This is a genomic window from Agrilactobacillus composti DSM 18527 = JCM 14202 (assembly GCF_001436375.1).
GTDB classification, from domain to species: Bacteria; Bacillota; Bacilli; order Lactobacillales; family Lactobacillaceae; genus Agrilactobacillus; species Agrilactobacillus composti.
On the sequence record NZ_AZGA01000015.1, the window covers coordinates 1 to 15,551 of the forward strand.

Here is a 15,551-nt window from a genome sequence, read left to right on the forward strand (position 1 = left end):
CTACGGCCTATAGTGGACTTTCACCACCAAGTTATCGCCCATGCCGGGCGCACTTTTAAAAAGAGGCCGCCTGGGCAAAATTGCCAGGGCGACCTCTTTGTTTTGTTAATTATCAGCTAATGCTTAAGCTGATTTTTTATTTTTACGCCGGTATAACCAGATCACCAGCCCTTGAATCGCCAACAGCACTAGACCGGCAATGATATTGATGGTCGTCACTGTTTTTTGCCAAGGTAAGTTTTCTGTGGCACTGGCAGCATTACTTTTAGCGTAAGTGCGACTGTTAACCACCGTGTATAAAATATTGTGAGCGGAACTGCGCATGGCCTTGACCGCAGTGGCACTCTTCGTATCGTTTAAGCCGGCCCCACTTTCACCAGTGGTGGATAGCATCATGTCATTCCCGTTACGCACGGCCTTATCGGCATCCATATAACCCAACCCACTAAAGTAATCCGTGAGAACTAAGCCATTAAAGCCCCATTCGCTGCGCAGGACGTTCTTTAATAATGGGGTACTGCCACCGGCCCATTGATTACCCACGTAGTTGAAGGCCGACATGACAGCAGTGGCGCCACCTTCTTTAACCGCTAACTCAAAAGGTTTGAGATAAATTTCTCGGATTGCTTGTTCCGTACTCCAAGTTAGTAACATGTTGCCCCGGTTGGTCTCTTGATCATTTAAGGCAAAATGTTTCAGGTAAGCGTACACGCCTTGACTCTTGGCACCAATGGTTTCTTGGGCAGCCATCATTCCGGACAAAGTGCCATCTTCAGAGTAATATTCAAAGTTCCGACCGGCAAAGGCACTGCGGTGGATATTCATAGCTGGTCCGTACCAGCCAGAAATCCCCAGTTGATTTGCCTCTTGGCCCACGGCTTGACCCCGTTGTTTAGCCAGGGCTTGGTTCCAAGTGGCGGCAATCATGGTTGCTGTTGGAAAAGCGGTGCCCTTGGTATCCACGAAGAAACTACTAATACCTGCAGGTCCATCAAAATCGTAAGTGTGGCCCTTGGCGACAGATTTGGCAGCTACAGTTTGATACCCGCCGTAAGTAATCAGGTTACTCATATCTTTGATGGTCATTTGGTCTAACAACTTGTCCCACTTGGGATCATTGTATTTTTTATTGCGGAGATCTTGCAGGGCTAAGTTGTTGTTCGCATCGGTCTTAGGCATTTTGTCTTGACTATTATTTTTAATCTTGTAAGTTTTATCGTTGGTTAAGCCATTCTTTTCTAAAGCTGTTAGGGCCCGTTTTTCTGGCGCTGCTGTGGCAGCATTTAAGTTGGCAAAGTTGTCTTGCCGACTTAAATAAGTCACTTCGCCCCGGGTGAAATTCGCGAATTGATTCTTAGCCACGATTTTATCCGACAGCCGTTTATGTTGTTGATCATAGGTGATGGTTGTCGGCACATTCAAAGTTTTACTAGTGGCGATTTCATGGGCATTATTATTCAAGGAAATCCCATAATCCCCACTGGCTAATACATACGCTCCACCCTTAGCTTCGTCATAGGCGGCTAATTGTTCCTGATTAAAACTGATAGTCAGCTTTTGGCTGGCCCCGGGAGCCAAAGTTTTCGTCTTGGTAAAGGTCAAGAGATTAGTCGCAGCTTTTTCCACCCCACCATTTTCATAAGGCGGTTGGAAATAAGTTTGGACCACATCCTTCCCAGCTTTTTGGCCGGTATTAGTCACCGTCACATCAAACTCAACTTTCCCATTGGCCCCCTGACGCAGGTCACTCATTTCTTGGGTGAAATTGGTATAACTCAACCCATAACCTAGGGCATATTGCACTGCATCCCGATAACCAGCTTCATTATTTTGATAGTAGGTTTCATAGAATTTATAACCCACATAAATATTTTCGGCATAATCTACCCGGGTATACTTGCTATCTTGATACTTGAAATCGCCAAAATTATGCCAAGTTGGCGTTTTCTTTAAATCATAGACATACGTGTCCACTAAGCGACCAGATGGATTGACCTTCCCGGTTAAAATATCGCCTAACGCGGAAAAGCCAACGGCCCCAGGCCCAGACATCCATAACGCACTGCGAATGTTATCGTATTGATTGAGCCAACCTAATTCCATGGGATTAGCGGAGTTGACTAAAACCACAACATCTTTGAAATTACTGGTAACCAGTTGAACCATTTCTTTTTCGCTCTTAGATAATTGTAAGAAATGTTGACCCTTTTTGTAGTCGCCCTTGTTGCCTTTATAGGTGACATTCTTAGCCGTCATATCCGTCGGCAAATCGGCCCCTTCACCGCCCACTCGGGAAATCACGATCAAAGCAGTGTCGGAAAAGTTTTTGGCATCAGAAACTAATTTATTGGAATAGTCTTTTTTAGCCGGTTCCACCAAGGTCCAATCTTGCTGCCACATTTCAACTTTAGGCCGATCCTTGCGATACTTCGTGTAGAATTGACTTAAATCGTTATTCAATTGAAAACCAGAATCCTTCAAGCTAATAAGGACACTAGTGGCATTGCTGGTATCCACATTGCCGGAGCCAGTACCGCCGTACACTGGGTTGGTAGAGGCCCAGCCAAAGACGTTTAACTTTTTGGTGTTGGCTTTCAAAGGCAGAAAGCCGGCTTCATTTTTCAATAATACCGTGCCTTCTTCCGCAATATTTCGGGTCAGTTGCTGATGATCTTTTAAAGTTGCTGCTTGAATAGTATCGAGTTTGGCGTAGTTTAAGTTTAATAAACTGGCCATAGGCCCAAATAAAATGACGTTTAAGGTCACCATGATGGCCACCAATAAGACCAACAGGGACTCCCATTTCAACCAGAATTTAAAGCGCCAAGTTCGTTTTCTAAAGATAATCAGTGCCGCGATAATGATAACAATTAGAATACCCAATGGGATAAAGTAACCCGCCACTTTGCTTAAAGTCGCATAAACATCGGCCATATTTAACACTGAATCTTGATTTAACTTACGCCAGGCATACAAAATGCCGGCCACGATCACCACGATGATAATTGCAGGAACCCATATCTTTTTAGACTTCTTCATAGTCATTTCCTTTCTCCGTAACCCTTTTGGATAACGCTTACATTTTAGCTGTCAGCACCTATTCGTTGAACCCACTCAAAGTAACAGGTTCACTGGACTTTCTTCATAATTTTGAATTTCATCATGGGATAATTGATGACCACTTGTAAGACAATGTTGATCACATTGGCAATCGTGGCCGCAAAGCCGCCCACATAGGGCGAAATTTGGCCAATAATGTAGGGTGGCAGCCAGACAGAAATCAAGCCGGCAAACACCACCGTGCCGATATACCAGGGCAATACTTTCCCAATTTGAATCGTTGCCCCAAACACAATTTTACGTTGCACGATGAAATTGACAATTTGCGCACAGACATAAGCCAATAAAAAGCTCAAGAAGCCCCCTAGACCGCCTTGGCCTTTAGGATAGTTAAAAATGAACCAGTGAAAATTGATGGCACTTAGGCCTTTGAAAAACAGCCCGGTGCCCAACCACAGGACGATAAAATTGGTCACCGTGGCCACGTTGCTCATAATATTAAATAAAATAAATTCGTAAACATCCGGATGCTTCTGCTTGTAATTACGAATCGCGGTGATGACTTTGCTATTTTTAAAACCGCCCTTAGCCATTAGGTCACCGCCTTTCTTTGCCGCCGTTTATTGGCCCGATACGCCCGCCACAAGCCGGGAATACTGGTGAAAAAGTGGCCATTGACGATGTTTAATAATTGAGCCAGCATGGCTGTATCCACAGCACCGTTGGTCATCTTGGTCATAGCCCGAAAAGGCATATTGTAAATAAATAATAAATTCAAATCTGGTTGGCCTTTTTTCGCATGGCGTTTTAGCAAGTAGGCTAATAACCGCTGACTTAAGCGGGCTAACCCACTTTTGGCAAATTGCATATCTGACATGATGTTGTTGGCAGATAGCTGAGTCACCTCGGTATTTTCCGGCAAGGGTGTACCGTATAGCGCTGTAAAGTCCGCCGTGGTTAAGGCGTCAAAATGATGGTCATAATAATTGGCTAAGCTTGCTGGGGGTTTTGTAGGCGACACCCCAGTCTTCAAGTCATAAGTGCTGGTTACCGCTATCTCGTGGACATTGTGCCCCACCATCATTTGATAAGTCCCTGCTTCAACTTGCCAGCTTTGGATGGCGGTATCGTAAAATCGGAATGTATACTCATCAAAGGGGATGTGAATCCTGCGTTGTTGACCAGCTTCTAGATAGACTTTTTGGAACCCCTTCAATTCTTTAGCAGGGCGAATGACGTTGCTGGTGGGTTTGCCCACGTATAATTGCACCACATCCCCACCAGCTATTTTCCCACTATTTGTAACCGTTACTTCAACACCTTGTTCAGTGACCGGAAGATCTTCATAGGTAAATTCGGTGTAACTCAACCCATAGCCAAAGGGAAACTGCACCGGGATTTGAGCTGTCTCATAATAACGATACCCCACAAAGATGGCCTCTTTGTAATAAGCCTGTTCTTGAGCCGTTGGGAATTCTGCCCCGAACAACACATCCTGATAGGCCACAGGATAGGTCTCGGCCAAATGCCCGCTGGGGTTATGCCGGCCACAAAGCACCTCTAACATGGCGCTAGCACCAGCTTCGCCCCCCAAATAGCCATGCACCAAACCGGCTACTTGCTTAAATTCCGGACAGGTGATCACCGAACCGGCGGATAAAACTGCCACAATGGGCTTGCCGGTGGTCAACAAACGCTGGAGCAAATGGATTTGATTAGCAGGTAAGGCTAAAGTGGTTCGATCCACCCCTTCACTCTCAGATATTTCATCTAAACCAAGGTACAACAGCACAACTTCACTGCCCTTGGTCAATTCCATGGCTTCAGCTTCTAAATCGGCTTGACTGGCGGCATTTCTTTGATAACCCTGGGCGTAACCCACCACGTTGATGGGATAGTCATTGATTACATCCAGAGTGCTTTCTAATTGCTTGGTATTCACCACCGAAGAACCAGCCCCTTGATAGCGAGGGGTCTTGGCAAAGTCGCCAATCAAGGCCACAGGTACCTCACTGGCCAGAGGTAAAATAGCCCCTTGATTTTGCAACAATACGATGCTTTCAACTGCCGCAGTTTTAGCCAGTTGGTGGGCCTTGTCCCAGTCAATGGTTTGCTGTTGGCTAACTTGGTGTTGGTTTAAAATCACCTGCAAGAATTCATCCACCCGCTGATCCAAATCGGCTTCCGATAAGGCCCCAGTGTCAACGGCGGCAATCAATTCTTCAGCCCCATTAACGCCCAGCGTTGGCATGGCTAAGTTACTACCTTCAGCCACACCGGCCACATGGTCATTGTCTCCACCCCAATCAGACACCACAAAGCCTGGAAATTGCCACTCGGTTCTTAAAATATCTTGCAATAAGTGGCTATTTTCGTTGGCATAATGGCCGTTCACAAGGTTATAGGCTGACATAATGGCTTGAGGTTGACCGGCTTTCACGGCAATTTCAAAATTGGTGGTGTAAATTTCCCTAAGCGTGCGTTCATCCACACAGGCGTTAAGGGCCATGCGCCGGTTCTCCTGATTATTCACGGCAAAATGCTTGGGACAAGCCATAGTGCCGTTGGCTTGAATGCCGCGGATACTGGCAGCTGCCATTTTCCCGGCTAAGTAAGGATCTTCACTGAAATATTCAAAGTTACGGCCACATTTTGGATTCCGTTTGATATTTAACCCCGGTCCCAGGACAACTTGCACATCTAAAGCAGCCGCTTGGGCGCCCAGACCAACCCCAACAGATTCGATCAAGGCCTCATCCCAGCTATTAGCCAACGTCGCTGCCGTGGGAAAACAGGTCGCCGGTAAGCTGGCATTCAAACCCAGATGATCGCCGGCCCCAGCTTGTTTGCGAATGCCGTGGGGGCCATCAGAGAAAAATATTTTCGGCACTAGCCCTGGGATTTCAAAAGATTCCCAGGTACTTTGACCAGACATTAAACTGGCCTTTTGGGGTAATGTTAATTGATCGATTAGCTTCTGATTGCGCAGCATGCACCTCACCCTTTCGTTTGATATAATAACTATAGCAATAATGTATGCGCTACCAAACGAATCCAGCATAACTTGCCCACTTTTCGACACAACCTGTCAAACGCCCAAGATTCAATCTATTTACCAACTAGGGAGGCAACTTGAATCATGAAAATTGCAATCGTCGAAGACGATTTGAGCCAACGTACTAAATTACGACAACTAATCGAAAACTTTGCCACCACGAACGACCTTTCCATAACGATCAGTGAATTTGAAGATGGCCTAACTATCGTGGATCAGTTTCATAATGATTTTGACGTGATTTATTTTGATATCCAAATGCCCTTATTAGATGGCATGTCAGCTGCTAAAAAGATTCGCCAGCAGGATCCTAACGTGCTAATCGTTTTCCTCACCAACTATGTTCAGTTTGCCATCGAAGGTTATGCGGTGAACGCCAGCGACTTCTTACTGAAACCCTTAACCGGCTTTAGTTTTCAAGCTCATTTTAAAAAGCTGGTACAACAATTACAGCAACAACAACCCCAGACTTACGTGATTAAAAATAAGACCGGTTGGCGTAAGATTGCTTTAGACGATTTAAGCTATGTGGAATCCGAGGGCCATGCCTTATATTTCCACGTCCATGATGACGTTTACAGCACCCTGGGGGCCTTAAAAAATTTGGAAACAGAACTAGCCGAGTCCCACTTCTTTCGCTGTAATAACTGCTATTTGGTCAACATGAAGCATGTCCAAGGTATCGATGGCCATACTTTACATTTGGGTCAGTCTGATTTGACCATTAGCCGTCCCCGGAAAAAAGCTTTCATGGTGGCTTTGACCAATTATTTGGCCGATGGGGGGCAAAGCTGATGTCCCTGTTGCCGGATATTCCCAGATTGTATACAGCTCTGGCCGAATGGCTGGCCGTTGCCCTAATTGTTTATCAGTTTCAAAATAGTCGTAAAAAGCATTATGGCTTAAACCTTCTGCTCATGGGTGTGGGCCAAGTCGCCTTACAGCTTTGGGTGGGCACTTGGGGCTTGCAGTATTGGGTGTTGGGGATGATCTTAAACGTAGCCTGGATGTATGCCACCTTATTTGTCACGTTGAATCTCCCTTTATTGACCTGTTGCTATAATCTTTGTAAAGGGTTCATTTTTGCGGAGTTTCTAGCCGCTATTTCTTGGCAACTGTACTGTTACTTTTTTATCGACATTGCCAAGATCACCACCTTTGAACTACCGTTTATGTTGATCTGTTATGTTAGTTTAAGTGCTATTTACCTGAAAATCGGTTCTGGCCAACGCCATCAATTGACCCAACAGCGGACAACAAAACGGGAAACTACGCTGGCAGCCATCTCAGCAGTGATTATTTTTGCCGTGAGTAATTTAGGCTTTGTGCTCTCTAATACTGTCTTTACCCTGGGGGTGGTCCAAGCCATTTTCACCTTTCGCACCCTGGTGAATCTCTGCGGCCTATTAATTTTATACATCGAAGAAAACAGCCGTTATAATAGTCACCTCCGGCATGAGTTGCGGGCCATCAACAACGTGGTCCAATTCCAGCATGCTCAATATAAAGCTTATGAAGAAAGCAGTGCTTTGATCCATCAAAAATTTCACGACTTAAAACATCAACTAACCATTATCGAAGCCGAATCCCAAGCCACCAAACGTAAAGCCTACGTCACCGAACTTAAAAAAGACCTGATGGCTTATCAGGCCGCTGTAAAGACCGGCAATCCCGTGGTGGACACCATTCTCACGGAGAAAAACCGGTATTGTTTACAAAAGAAAATCTCTCTAAGCTGTTTGGTCAACGGCAAGGTCGTCAACTTCATGGCAACCATGGACCTCTGCAGTTTGCTGGGCAATGCTTTAGATAATGCCATCGAATCAGTTTTGACCAATGGGGATGTTGACAAACGCTTGATTAAGCTGCAGATCGATCAAAAAGCCAATTTTATAGTTTTCAACTTAACCAACTATTGCGAAACCCCCCTGACCTTTGAAGATGGCCTGCCCATGACCACCAAAAGCGATGAAAAATACCATGGTTATGGCTTAAAAAGCATCCGTTACATCGCCCAGAAATATAACGGTACCGCCGTGGTGAATTTGGAGGACAATTGGTTTACCGTTAAGGTTTTATTACCGTTACCGGCTTCATAAAAACCCCTAGTTTAAAAATATCCGTTTACTTTTTTTATCCATGGATATATAATTTCTATAGTTAAAGAATTTATATTTACCCAGGAGGTATTTTTATGACAACAGTCGTGATGTTAGGCGGCAATGGCTATGTTGGCCGTACCGTCACCGAAAAATGGTTAAAAAAAGACAAGACAGCGGTATTTTATATCGTTTCCCGTAGTGGTAAGAATCAACTGCAAAATTCTAACATTCATAATATTCGTGCCGATGTCACTAACTATGATGAGGTGGTCCAGGCTTTGCCGAATAAAATTGATTACATCCTTGATTTTGTCGGTGCCCCTGATGACGATCCTCAAAAGCTTGTTGCGCGCAATGAAAAACCGGCTCAGGTCATGCAACAAATTGCCGAAACTTATCAGGTGAAGGCCATGGGCTTTATCGGTGGTAAATTAGGCGCCAAGTCCTTCACGAAAATGAAAGCCCAGATTATTCTAGACTTACAAAAGAGCCCGATTCGACTTGCCTCCGTTGAACCCACCCTTATTTATGGTAACGGTCGCCAGGATAAGCTGACCAAAATGGTCCCATTTTTAAAGTTGGCGGGCTTATTTTCAAAAAACTTAAAGCCAGTGCAGGTCAATGATGTGGCCGACGAACTGATTCATAAAATGGTACAAGTTTAGCCAGACTAAATCAGGCATTAAGGTAACAACAATTGATTGAAGGAGTTGCGTTATATGCACGTTAGCAAAAACTTTGAACAAGGCATTTTCGTTTTACTCATTTTAGCCACACAATTTGATCACCGCCCCCTAAAAAGCAGTCAGTTAAGTGAGGTCATGCAGGTTTCCGACTCATCTTTAAAGAAAACTCTGCGAAAATTGGTGGTCGCTGATTTAATTGAATCGACAGCCAGTAAGGATGGGGGCTTTATTTTAAAGCGGACACCTGAAAAAATATCCTTGCTAGATGTCATGCAAGCCATCGATGCGCCGTTGATCAATTACACGTCAACGCGAGTCGCTCAAAGTATTTTTCCGGACACCGCCCACACGAAACAAAGTGAATTAATCGTCGCACAAGCCCTTGAAAAAGGTGGCATCGCCTTTGGACAAGCACTAGCCCAAGTTAAGCTAGATCAACTCCTACAGACCGATAGCTGGTCAAAGGGCAGTATCGATTGGCGGCAACGCATCGTGCCTTAACCAAAAAAGAAGGACCCTGTTATTATTAGATTTTTCAGCTAATAATTGCAGGGCCCTTCTTTTTTCAGATACTTTTTATTGGAATTTATACTTTTTTCATAATTTTAAACTTCATCATGGGATAATTGATGGCAACTTGTAGGCAAATGTTGAACACGTTAGCCAAGGTAGGGGCAAAACTACCGGCAAAAGGACTAACCAAGGCAATCACATAAGGCGGTAGCCAAATGGACAATAAACCCACAAAGATGACAGTGCCAATGTACCAAGGCATCACTTTGCCAATTTCCACATCAGCCCCAAAGACGACTTTCCGTTGGACAATGAAATTCACAATTTGCGCGGCCATATAAGCCAGTAAGAAACTCAAGAAACCACCTAGCCCACCTTGGGTAAGGCCATAGTTAAAAATAAACCAATGCAGCGAAATGCTGCTTAAACCTTTGAACAGTAGCCCTGTTCCCAGCCATAATACAATGAAATTGGTCACCGTTGCCACATTCCCCATGATATTGAATAAAATAAATTCATACATGCTGGGATGTTGCACCTTATAGTGCTTGATCACTGAGACTAGCCGGTTTTGTTGCAATTGTTTACGTTCCATGAAACTCACTCCACTCTGTGCGAACCCTCATGACGTGACCGGTCATCCGATTCGACTTACCAGTCTATTATGCCACACTAAGTCTGATGTTTGGGGGTTTATGCTCAAAAAAATAAAGCGGTTTCATATTTTTTTAGCAAAAAGGGATGTTACTGGCATTTAGCCACTGACATCCCTTAAAAAAAATTATTTCAAACTGTAAACTAAACCGGCATATGGTTCAAGCTTAACCTGTTTATCTTGAATCGATGCATCATGTTGCCCATTAGCAAGTAACAATTTAGACGTTTGATAAGCCACTGACTTCGGAATTTGGTAATCAATAGTTTTGTCTGTGAAATTCGCAATGACCAATAATTTTTGGTCAGACCCTACACGGAGATAACTATAAACATCCGGATTATCAGCATCGAGTAATTCATATTTGCCAGTGGTGACAATATCATAGTCATGGCGCAATTTGATCAGCTGTTGGTAGAAGTAAAAAACGGAATCAGGATCAGCCAAAGCCTTTTCAATGTTCACCGTTTGATAATTGGGATTTAACTTGAACCAGGGTTGGCCCGTGGTAAAACCAGCGTTTTTACCGTCATTCCAAGGTATCGGTGTCCGAGCATTATCTCTGGACTTTAAGTAAATAGCCCGCATGGTACTAGCTTCATCAAAATGATGTTCTTGGGTGAATTCCCGATAAATATTTTTGGTTTCAATATCCTGATAATCGTCGATGGATTTAAAGGCGGCATTGGTCATGCCAATTTCTTCACCTTCATAAACATAAGGTGTCCCTTGCAATAAATGTAAAACCAGCCCCAACATCTTGGCGGATTTAACTCGATATTCAGGCCGTTCATCCCCAAAGCGGGTCACCGGTCTAGCCTGATCATGATTGCTCCAGTAAAGACTGTTCCAGCCATCATTGGCATACATTTTTTCCTGCCAGCGGGTCAAAACTTCTTTTAAGTCCACCAGCTTGAAGCGTTTTTCAGAAAACTTGCCGTAATCCCCATAGTCTAAATGCATATGATCAAAATTAAACACCATGTTTAATTCTTCCCGCTGGGCTTTGGCATACAAGACACCTTCATCAGCACTGGTATGGGGCGTTTCGCCGACAGTCATAATATCATAATTTTTTAAGACTTCCCGATTCATTTCATGTAAGTACTGATGCACTTTCGGCCCATTGGCCGCCCCAGCATAGTAGCTGCCATAATCTTTATTTTGAATGACCGGACCATCAGGATAGGCAGGATCTTTAGAAATCAAAGAAATGACATCCATTCTAAAGCCATCAATACCCTTGTCTAACCAAAAACGCATTAGATCATAGACCTCTTGGCGCACCTTAGGATTTTCCCAGTTTAAATCTGGTTGTTGTTTGGCAAACAAATGTAAATAATATTGGGCCACACTATCCTCATAGGTCCAAGTGGAGCCCCCAAAACTAGAGCCCCAATTATTAGGTTCATGGCCATCAACGGGATCCTTCCAAATATAATAATCATGATAGGGATTATCTTTAGACTGTTTGGCTTGTTGGAACCAGGGATGTTGATCTGAGGTGTGGTTCACGACTAAATCCAAAATAATCTTCAAACCCTTGTCATGAGCGGTCTTTAAAAGTTCATCAAATTCTGCCATGGTGCCAAGTTCTGGTTCAACTTCCCGATAATTAGCAATGTCGTAGCCATTGTCAACTTGTGGTGATTTATAAATTGGATTGAGCCAGAGCACGTCTACCCCTAGCTTGACCAAATAATCCAATTTTTCCGTAATGCCCTTTAAATCACCAATACCATCCCCGTTGGCATCATAAAAGCTCTTGGGATAGATCTGATAAACAACACTTTTTTTCCACCAAGGTATTTCTTTATTCATCATCGTCATCTTCCACCTGTAAATCATTGATATATACAATTGCATCTTTTGCTTGTTCAATAATCGCCTTAACGCGATTGGAACTGATATAAGCCGTTTTTGGTTCCATGGCAAAAGCTAACGCCAGTGGTAAATTCATCCCACTGATAATTTGAGTATGGGGCCGTGTCCGATAGACAAAAAACTTTTGGTTCACACTACCCGCCATCATATCGGTCAGAATAATCACTTCTGTGTCTGCGTCAAAGGTTGCCATCAACTTTTGTACTTTAGTTTCAATTGGTTCATTGTCCAAATAAGCGGACATTTCAATAATTTCATCTTTTGTGGCATCCCCGGTAATAAACTGCAAAGTATCTTTGAGCCCTTGGGCCATACGGTGATGCGATGCTAAAATAATTTTTCGTTCCATTTTATGTCTCCTATGCCTTGAATACGCCGAAGAATGAGCCTGCTAAAGCAATCACAATGACTAACAAGATGATCCGCGTTGGGGTCCATTTCTTGTTATCTAGTAATTTGTAAACCAATAAGGTCAATAGGGCTGGTAATAAAGCCGGCATGATTTTATCTAAAACGCCGGACTGTAACGCTAACCCAACTTTACCAAACTGAAACTTTAACGGTGTCTGTACCTTGACCACAGTTGCCACTAATGCGCCCACAACACTTAAGCCCATGATAGAAGCGGCTTCGGTAAATAAAGTCATTTTGCTGCCCAGGGTAGTCACTAATTTAGTGCCTGACGTATAGCCCACTTCAAACATTTTTACTTTGACAAACCAGAAAACAATATTGGCGATCAGCCAAACAATTGCCCCCAGCGGATTACCTTGAAGGGCCATATACCCGGAAATAGAACCGATAATGGTTGGCCACAATACCCAAACTAAAGTGTCCCCAACACCGGCTAAGGGGCCCATTAGACTGGTTTTCAAGGATTGCACGGCGTCCTTGGATTTAATCCCATCTTTGGCTTCCATTGCAGTTGTCGCCCCAAGGATCATACTGGACATGACCGTCGTTGAATTAAAGTAATTAAAATGATTATCCAAAGCTGCTTGATAGTCATCATCATTTTTATAAATCTTCCGTAAAATTGGTGCCAATGCCCAAGCAACAGCGGGCCCCATCTGGGATTCGTAATTGAATAGATTCACAGCCATAAAATTATAACGGACCCCAGCCCGTCTTAAATCTTTTTTAGTAATGTCCGGATTATTTTGTTTTTGTATTTGATCACTCATCATAATCATCCTCATCTTCATCGTTATCTGCGGTTGCATTATTTGCTGTAGCGGCGGTTGTGTCTGCCTTGCGAGATTCTGAAGTGAAGTACCAATAGGCGCCGGCAAACCCGATTAAGGCAATCCCAAGAACAGGTACTTTCAAATAGGCTGCCAAAACAAAACCGACGATGATATAAGGTAAGAATTTCTTAACTGGCATGTAGTGCATCAACATGGCAATCCCCACGACTGGGAGCATACCCCCGGCAATGGTCAGGCCATTGGTGACCCATTTAGGGATAACCGTCAAAATAAACTTAACAACTTGTGGTCCGACTAAGACAACCAAAGCAGTTGGCACTGCCGTTTGCAAACTAAACAATAGTGGCCCTAACCAAGCTTCACGCCGCATTTTTGAAAACTTATGGGCGTTGGTATCTGTTTGCATTTTATGTGCCAAGAAGTTACAAATGATCCGTGCTAAGACTTCTAATTGAATGGCAATCAACCCAACGGGCAATCCCACGGCAATGGCGGCATTGATCCCAGCACCTGTTCTAATAGCGACAAAGGCGCCGACGATCGTTGCCAACCCATAGTTTGGTGCCGAAGCGCCACCAAGGGCTGCAACCCCCAGCATCATTAATTGGAAAGTCCCACCAATGACTAACGCTGTATGCAGATCCCCCATGATCAACCCCGTGATGGTCCCCACAATAACTGGGAACCAGGACATAATTACCAGACCATTTTGGTCAACCGTCATGTACCCGGCCAAAAGAATGATTAAGATATCTTGTAAAATTTGAATCCCAGACATAATTTTTCACCTTTACTTTAATAGTTTTCTTCAGGATCTGTCGGTACATATTGAATAACCACTGGGATGCCCTTAGACTTGATCGTCTCTAAGTCAGCTTTTTCAGTGTCATCTAAAGCAACAAACTTCGTCACAGGTTTGCGACCATCTTCATTAAAGATGATCCCCAAGTCAACTTTAGGAATTTGAACGCCACCTTCAATTAACTTCAGGAGGGTTGCCGGTTCCTTAACCAGGATCAAAACCCGTTGGGCGTCATACTTGCCGGCATTGAAATTAGTGATGGCTTTTTGAGTATCAATGATGGACATCCCAGTCCCTGCAGGTTTGGACATGCGCATGCTGGCCTTAATGGTTTCATTTTGACTGATCTCATCATCCACAACCATAAAGCGTTTGACTTGTAAACTTTGGGCCCATTGGTTGACGATTAACCCATGAATTAAACGTTGGTCGATTCTTGCTAAAACTACTGTCATAATATAATTCCTCCATTTTGAAATTGATTTCAATTCATATATATCAGTGTTTATGTCTTAATTTTTGGTATTTTTGATATCGATACCAAAAATACTTTGAAAAATTATGCCGATTCTCGCGGCACAATTTGTAAATCCAATTTAATTTTTTGTGCTGGTTCCGTGGTCCCTTTAATATTATCAATCAATACTTCAGCGACTTGTTGGCCCATCTGCGTGATGGGTTGGCGAATCGTGGTCAAGGGATAACTTAAAAACTTCGCCAGGGGCTGATCGTCTACGCCCAGGACACTTAAATCCTGGGGAATCTGAATGTTCAAACTTTTGGCTAAACTCACGATCCCCGTGGCCACTTCGTCGCTGCCAGTAATAATGGCATCCGGTTTTTGGGCCATTTGACTGAGTTGTTTTAAAATAGCTTGGCCATCTTCAATACTGTGGGCATTGGTGAATAACCAGGCGGGATTAAAGCTCAAGTCATGGGCTTGTAAAGCCGTGGTGAATCCTAGGTAACGATCGCTATCAAAATTTTTGCCCCGTTGTTGTAGTAGCAAACTGTCCCGGCCGGTACAGTAGGCAATTTTTGTCTTACCCTTGCTGATAAGGTATTCGGTGCCTTGACGCAGACCGTTAAATTGATCCCCAATCACCATGGGAATGGTATCTTCATCCACATACTCGTTACAAACCGCAATTTGACCATATTTTTGATAGCCTTTGATAATATCCCAATCATTTTCCAAGGCACATAGGATAATACCATCCACCTGATGACGTTTTAAATAATCTAAGGCGGTTAATTCATTTTGTTTACGGCCAAAGGTTTGAATGATCAAGGTTTTATAATGCAGTTTATCAACGGTCCGTTCAATGGCATTAATCAAATAAGAGAAAAACGGGTTGATGATTTCTGGCACAACTACGCCGATGGTCTGAGAACCTGAGCCCCGCATCTGCCGGGCGGCTTGCATGGGCACGTAACCCAATTTATCCATGGCCCAAAACACTTTATCTTTTTTGGCTTTAGAAACATGGGGATAATCATTGATCACCCTGGAAACTGTTGTGACCGAAACCCCGGCCAATTGAGCCACTTCTGATATCGTTACCAAAATTTACCACCTCGCTTTA

14 protein-coding genes are annotated in these 15,551 nt (G+C 43.7%); 4 read left to right on the forward strand and 10 right to left on the reverse strand.

Translation table 11 applies throughout. The features are described from left to right. Window positions 1-123 precede the first annotated feature (123 nt). The 3 genes from FC83_RS03990 to FC83_RS04000 all read right to left on the reverse strand — a co-directional run bounded on the left by FC83_RS03990 (window position 124) and on the right by FC83_RS04000 (window position 6,052). Entirely contained in the window at window positions 124-3,039 is a 2,916-nt protein-coding gene (locus tag FC83_RS03990) for a glycoside hydrolase family 3 N-terminal domain-containing protein (protein ID WP_035454612.1), read from the reverse strand. Between the two features lie 89 nt (window positions 3,040-3,128). Then, complete coding sequence (locus tag FC83_RS03995; protein WP_035454544.1) at window positions 3,129-3,653, reverse strand: GtrA domain-containing protein; 525 nt, start codon at window positions 3,651-3,653, stop codon at window positions 3,129-3,131. Further along, a complete protein-coding gene (locus tag FC83_RS04000) occupies window positions 3,653-6,052 on the reverse strand; it encodes a beta-glucosidase family protein (protein ID WP_152537768.1) in 2,400 nt (799 codons plus the stop codon). The genes FC83_RS03995 and FC83_RS04000 overlap by 1 nt, the downstream gene beginning before the upstream one ends. A gap of 147 nt (window positions 6,053-6,199) precedes the next feature. Here FC83_RS04000 and FC83_RS04005 point away from each other — a divergent pair, with 147 nt between their 5' ends. The 4 genes from FC83_RS04005 (at window position 6,200) to FC83_RS04020 (ending at window position 9,404) form a co-directional block, all read left to right on the forward strand. After that, the gene (locus tag FC83_RS04005) at window positions 6,200-6,910 is read left to right on the forward strand and encodes a LytR/AlgR family response regulator transcription factor (RefSeq protein WP_035454546.1); all 711 of its coding nucleotides are present in this window, start codon (window positions 6,200-6,202) and stop codon (window positions 6,908-6,910) included. Then, window positions 6,910-8,214 (forward strand): sensor histidine kinase, encoded by a 1,305-nt coding sequence (locus FC83_RS04010; RefSeq protein ID WP_035454548.1) that lies wholly within the window; start codon window positions 6,910-6,912, stop codon window positions 8,212-8,214. Before FC83_RS04005 ends, FC83_RS04010 begins: the two co-directional genes overlap by 1 nt. Window positions 8,215-8,309: 95 nt before the next feature. Then, the gene (locus FC83_RS04015; protein WP_035454550.1) at window positions 8,310-8,882 is read left to right on the forward strand and encodes an NAD-dependent epimerase/dehydratase family protein; all 573 of its coding nucleotides are present in this window, start codon (window positions 8,310-8,312) and stop codon (window positions 8,880-8,882) included. 54 nt (window positions 8,883-8,936) lie between these two features. After that, a complete protein-coding gene (locus FC83_RS04020; protein ID WP_035454553.1) occupies window positions 8,937-9,404 on the forward strand; it encodes an RrF2 family transcriptional regulator in 468 nt (155 codons plus the stop codon). Between the two features lie 85 nt (window positions 9,405-9,489). Here the strand turns inward: FC83_RS04020 and FC83_RS04025 are convergent, their stop codons facing one another. The 7 genes from FC83_RS04025 to FC83_RS04055 all read right to left on the reverse strand — a co-directional run bounded on the left by FC83_RS04025 (window position 9,490) and on the right by FC83_RS04055 (window position 15,532). Continuing rightward, window positions 9,490-10,011, reverse strand: a complete 522-nt coding sequence (locus FC83_RS04025; protein WP_057002424.1) for a GtrA domain-containing protein — start codon at window positions 10,009-10,011, stop codon at window positions 9,490-9,492. Window positions 10,012-10,197: 186 nt separating this feature from the next. Next, window positions 10,198-11,892 (reverse strand): glycoside hydrolase family 13 protein, encoded by a 1,695-nt coding sequence (locus FC83_RS04030; RefSeq protein WP_035454618.1) that lies wholly within the window; start codon window positions 11,890-11,892, stop codon window positions 10,198-10,200. After that, window positions 11,885-12,304, reverse strand: coding sequence for a PTS sugar transporter subunit IIA (locus FC83_RS04035; protein WP_035454555.1), 420 nt, complete (start codon window positions 12,302-12,304; stop codon window positions 11,885-11,887). The genes FC83_RS04030 and FC83_RS04035 overlap by 8 nt, the downstream gene beginning before the upstream one ends. 10 nt (window positions 12,305-12,314) lie before the next feature. Continuing rightward, window positions 12,315-13,139 (reverse strand): PTS system mannose/fructose/sorbose family transporter subunit IID, encoded by an 825-nt coding sequence (locus FC83_RS04040; protein ID WP_057002425.1) that lies wholly within the window; start codon window positions 13,137-13,139, stop codon window positions 12,315-12,317. Further along, a complete protein-coding gene (locus tag FC83_RS04045) occupies window positions 13,132-13,941 on the reverse strand; it encodes a PTS mannose/fructose/sorbose/N-acetylgalactosamine transporter subunit IIC (protein WP_035454558.1) in 810 nt (269 codons plus the stop codon). The genes FC83_RS04040 and FC83_RS04045 overlap by 8 nt, the downstream gene beginning before the upstream one ends. Before the next feature lie 17 nt (window positions 13,942-13,958). Continuing rightward, window positions 13,959-14,420 (reverse strand): PTS sugar transporter subunit IIB, encoded by a 462-nt coding sequence (locus FC83_RS04050; RefSeq protein ID WP_035454560.1) that lies wholly within the window; start codon window positions 14,418-14,420, stop codon window positions 13,959-13,961. A 104-nt stretch (window positions 14,421-14,524) separates the two neighbouring features. Beyond that, window positions 14,525-15,532, reverse strand: coding sequence for a LacI family DNA-binding transcriptional regulator (locus FC83_RS04055; protein ID WP_035454562.1), 1,008 nt, complete (start codon window positions 15,530-15,532; stop codon window positions 14,525-14,527). Between the last annotated feature and the right edge of the window lie 19 nt (window positions 15,533-15,551).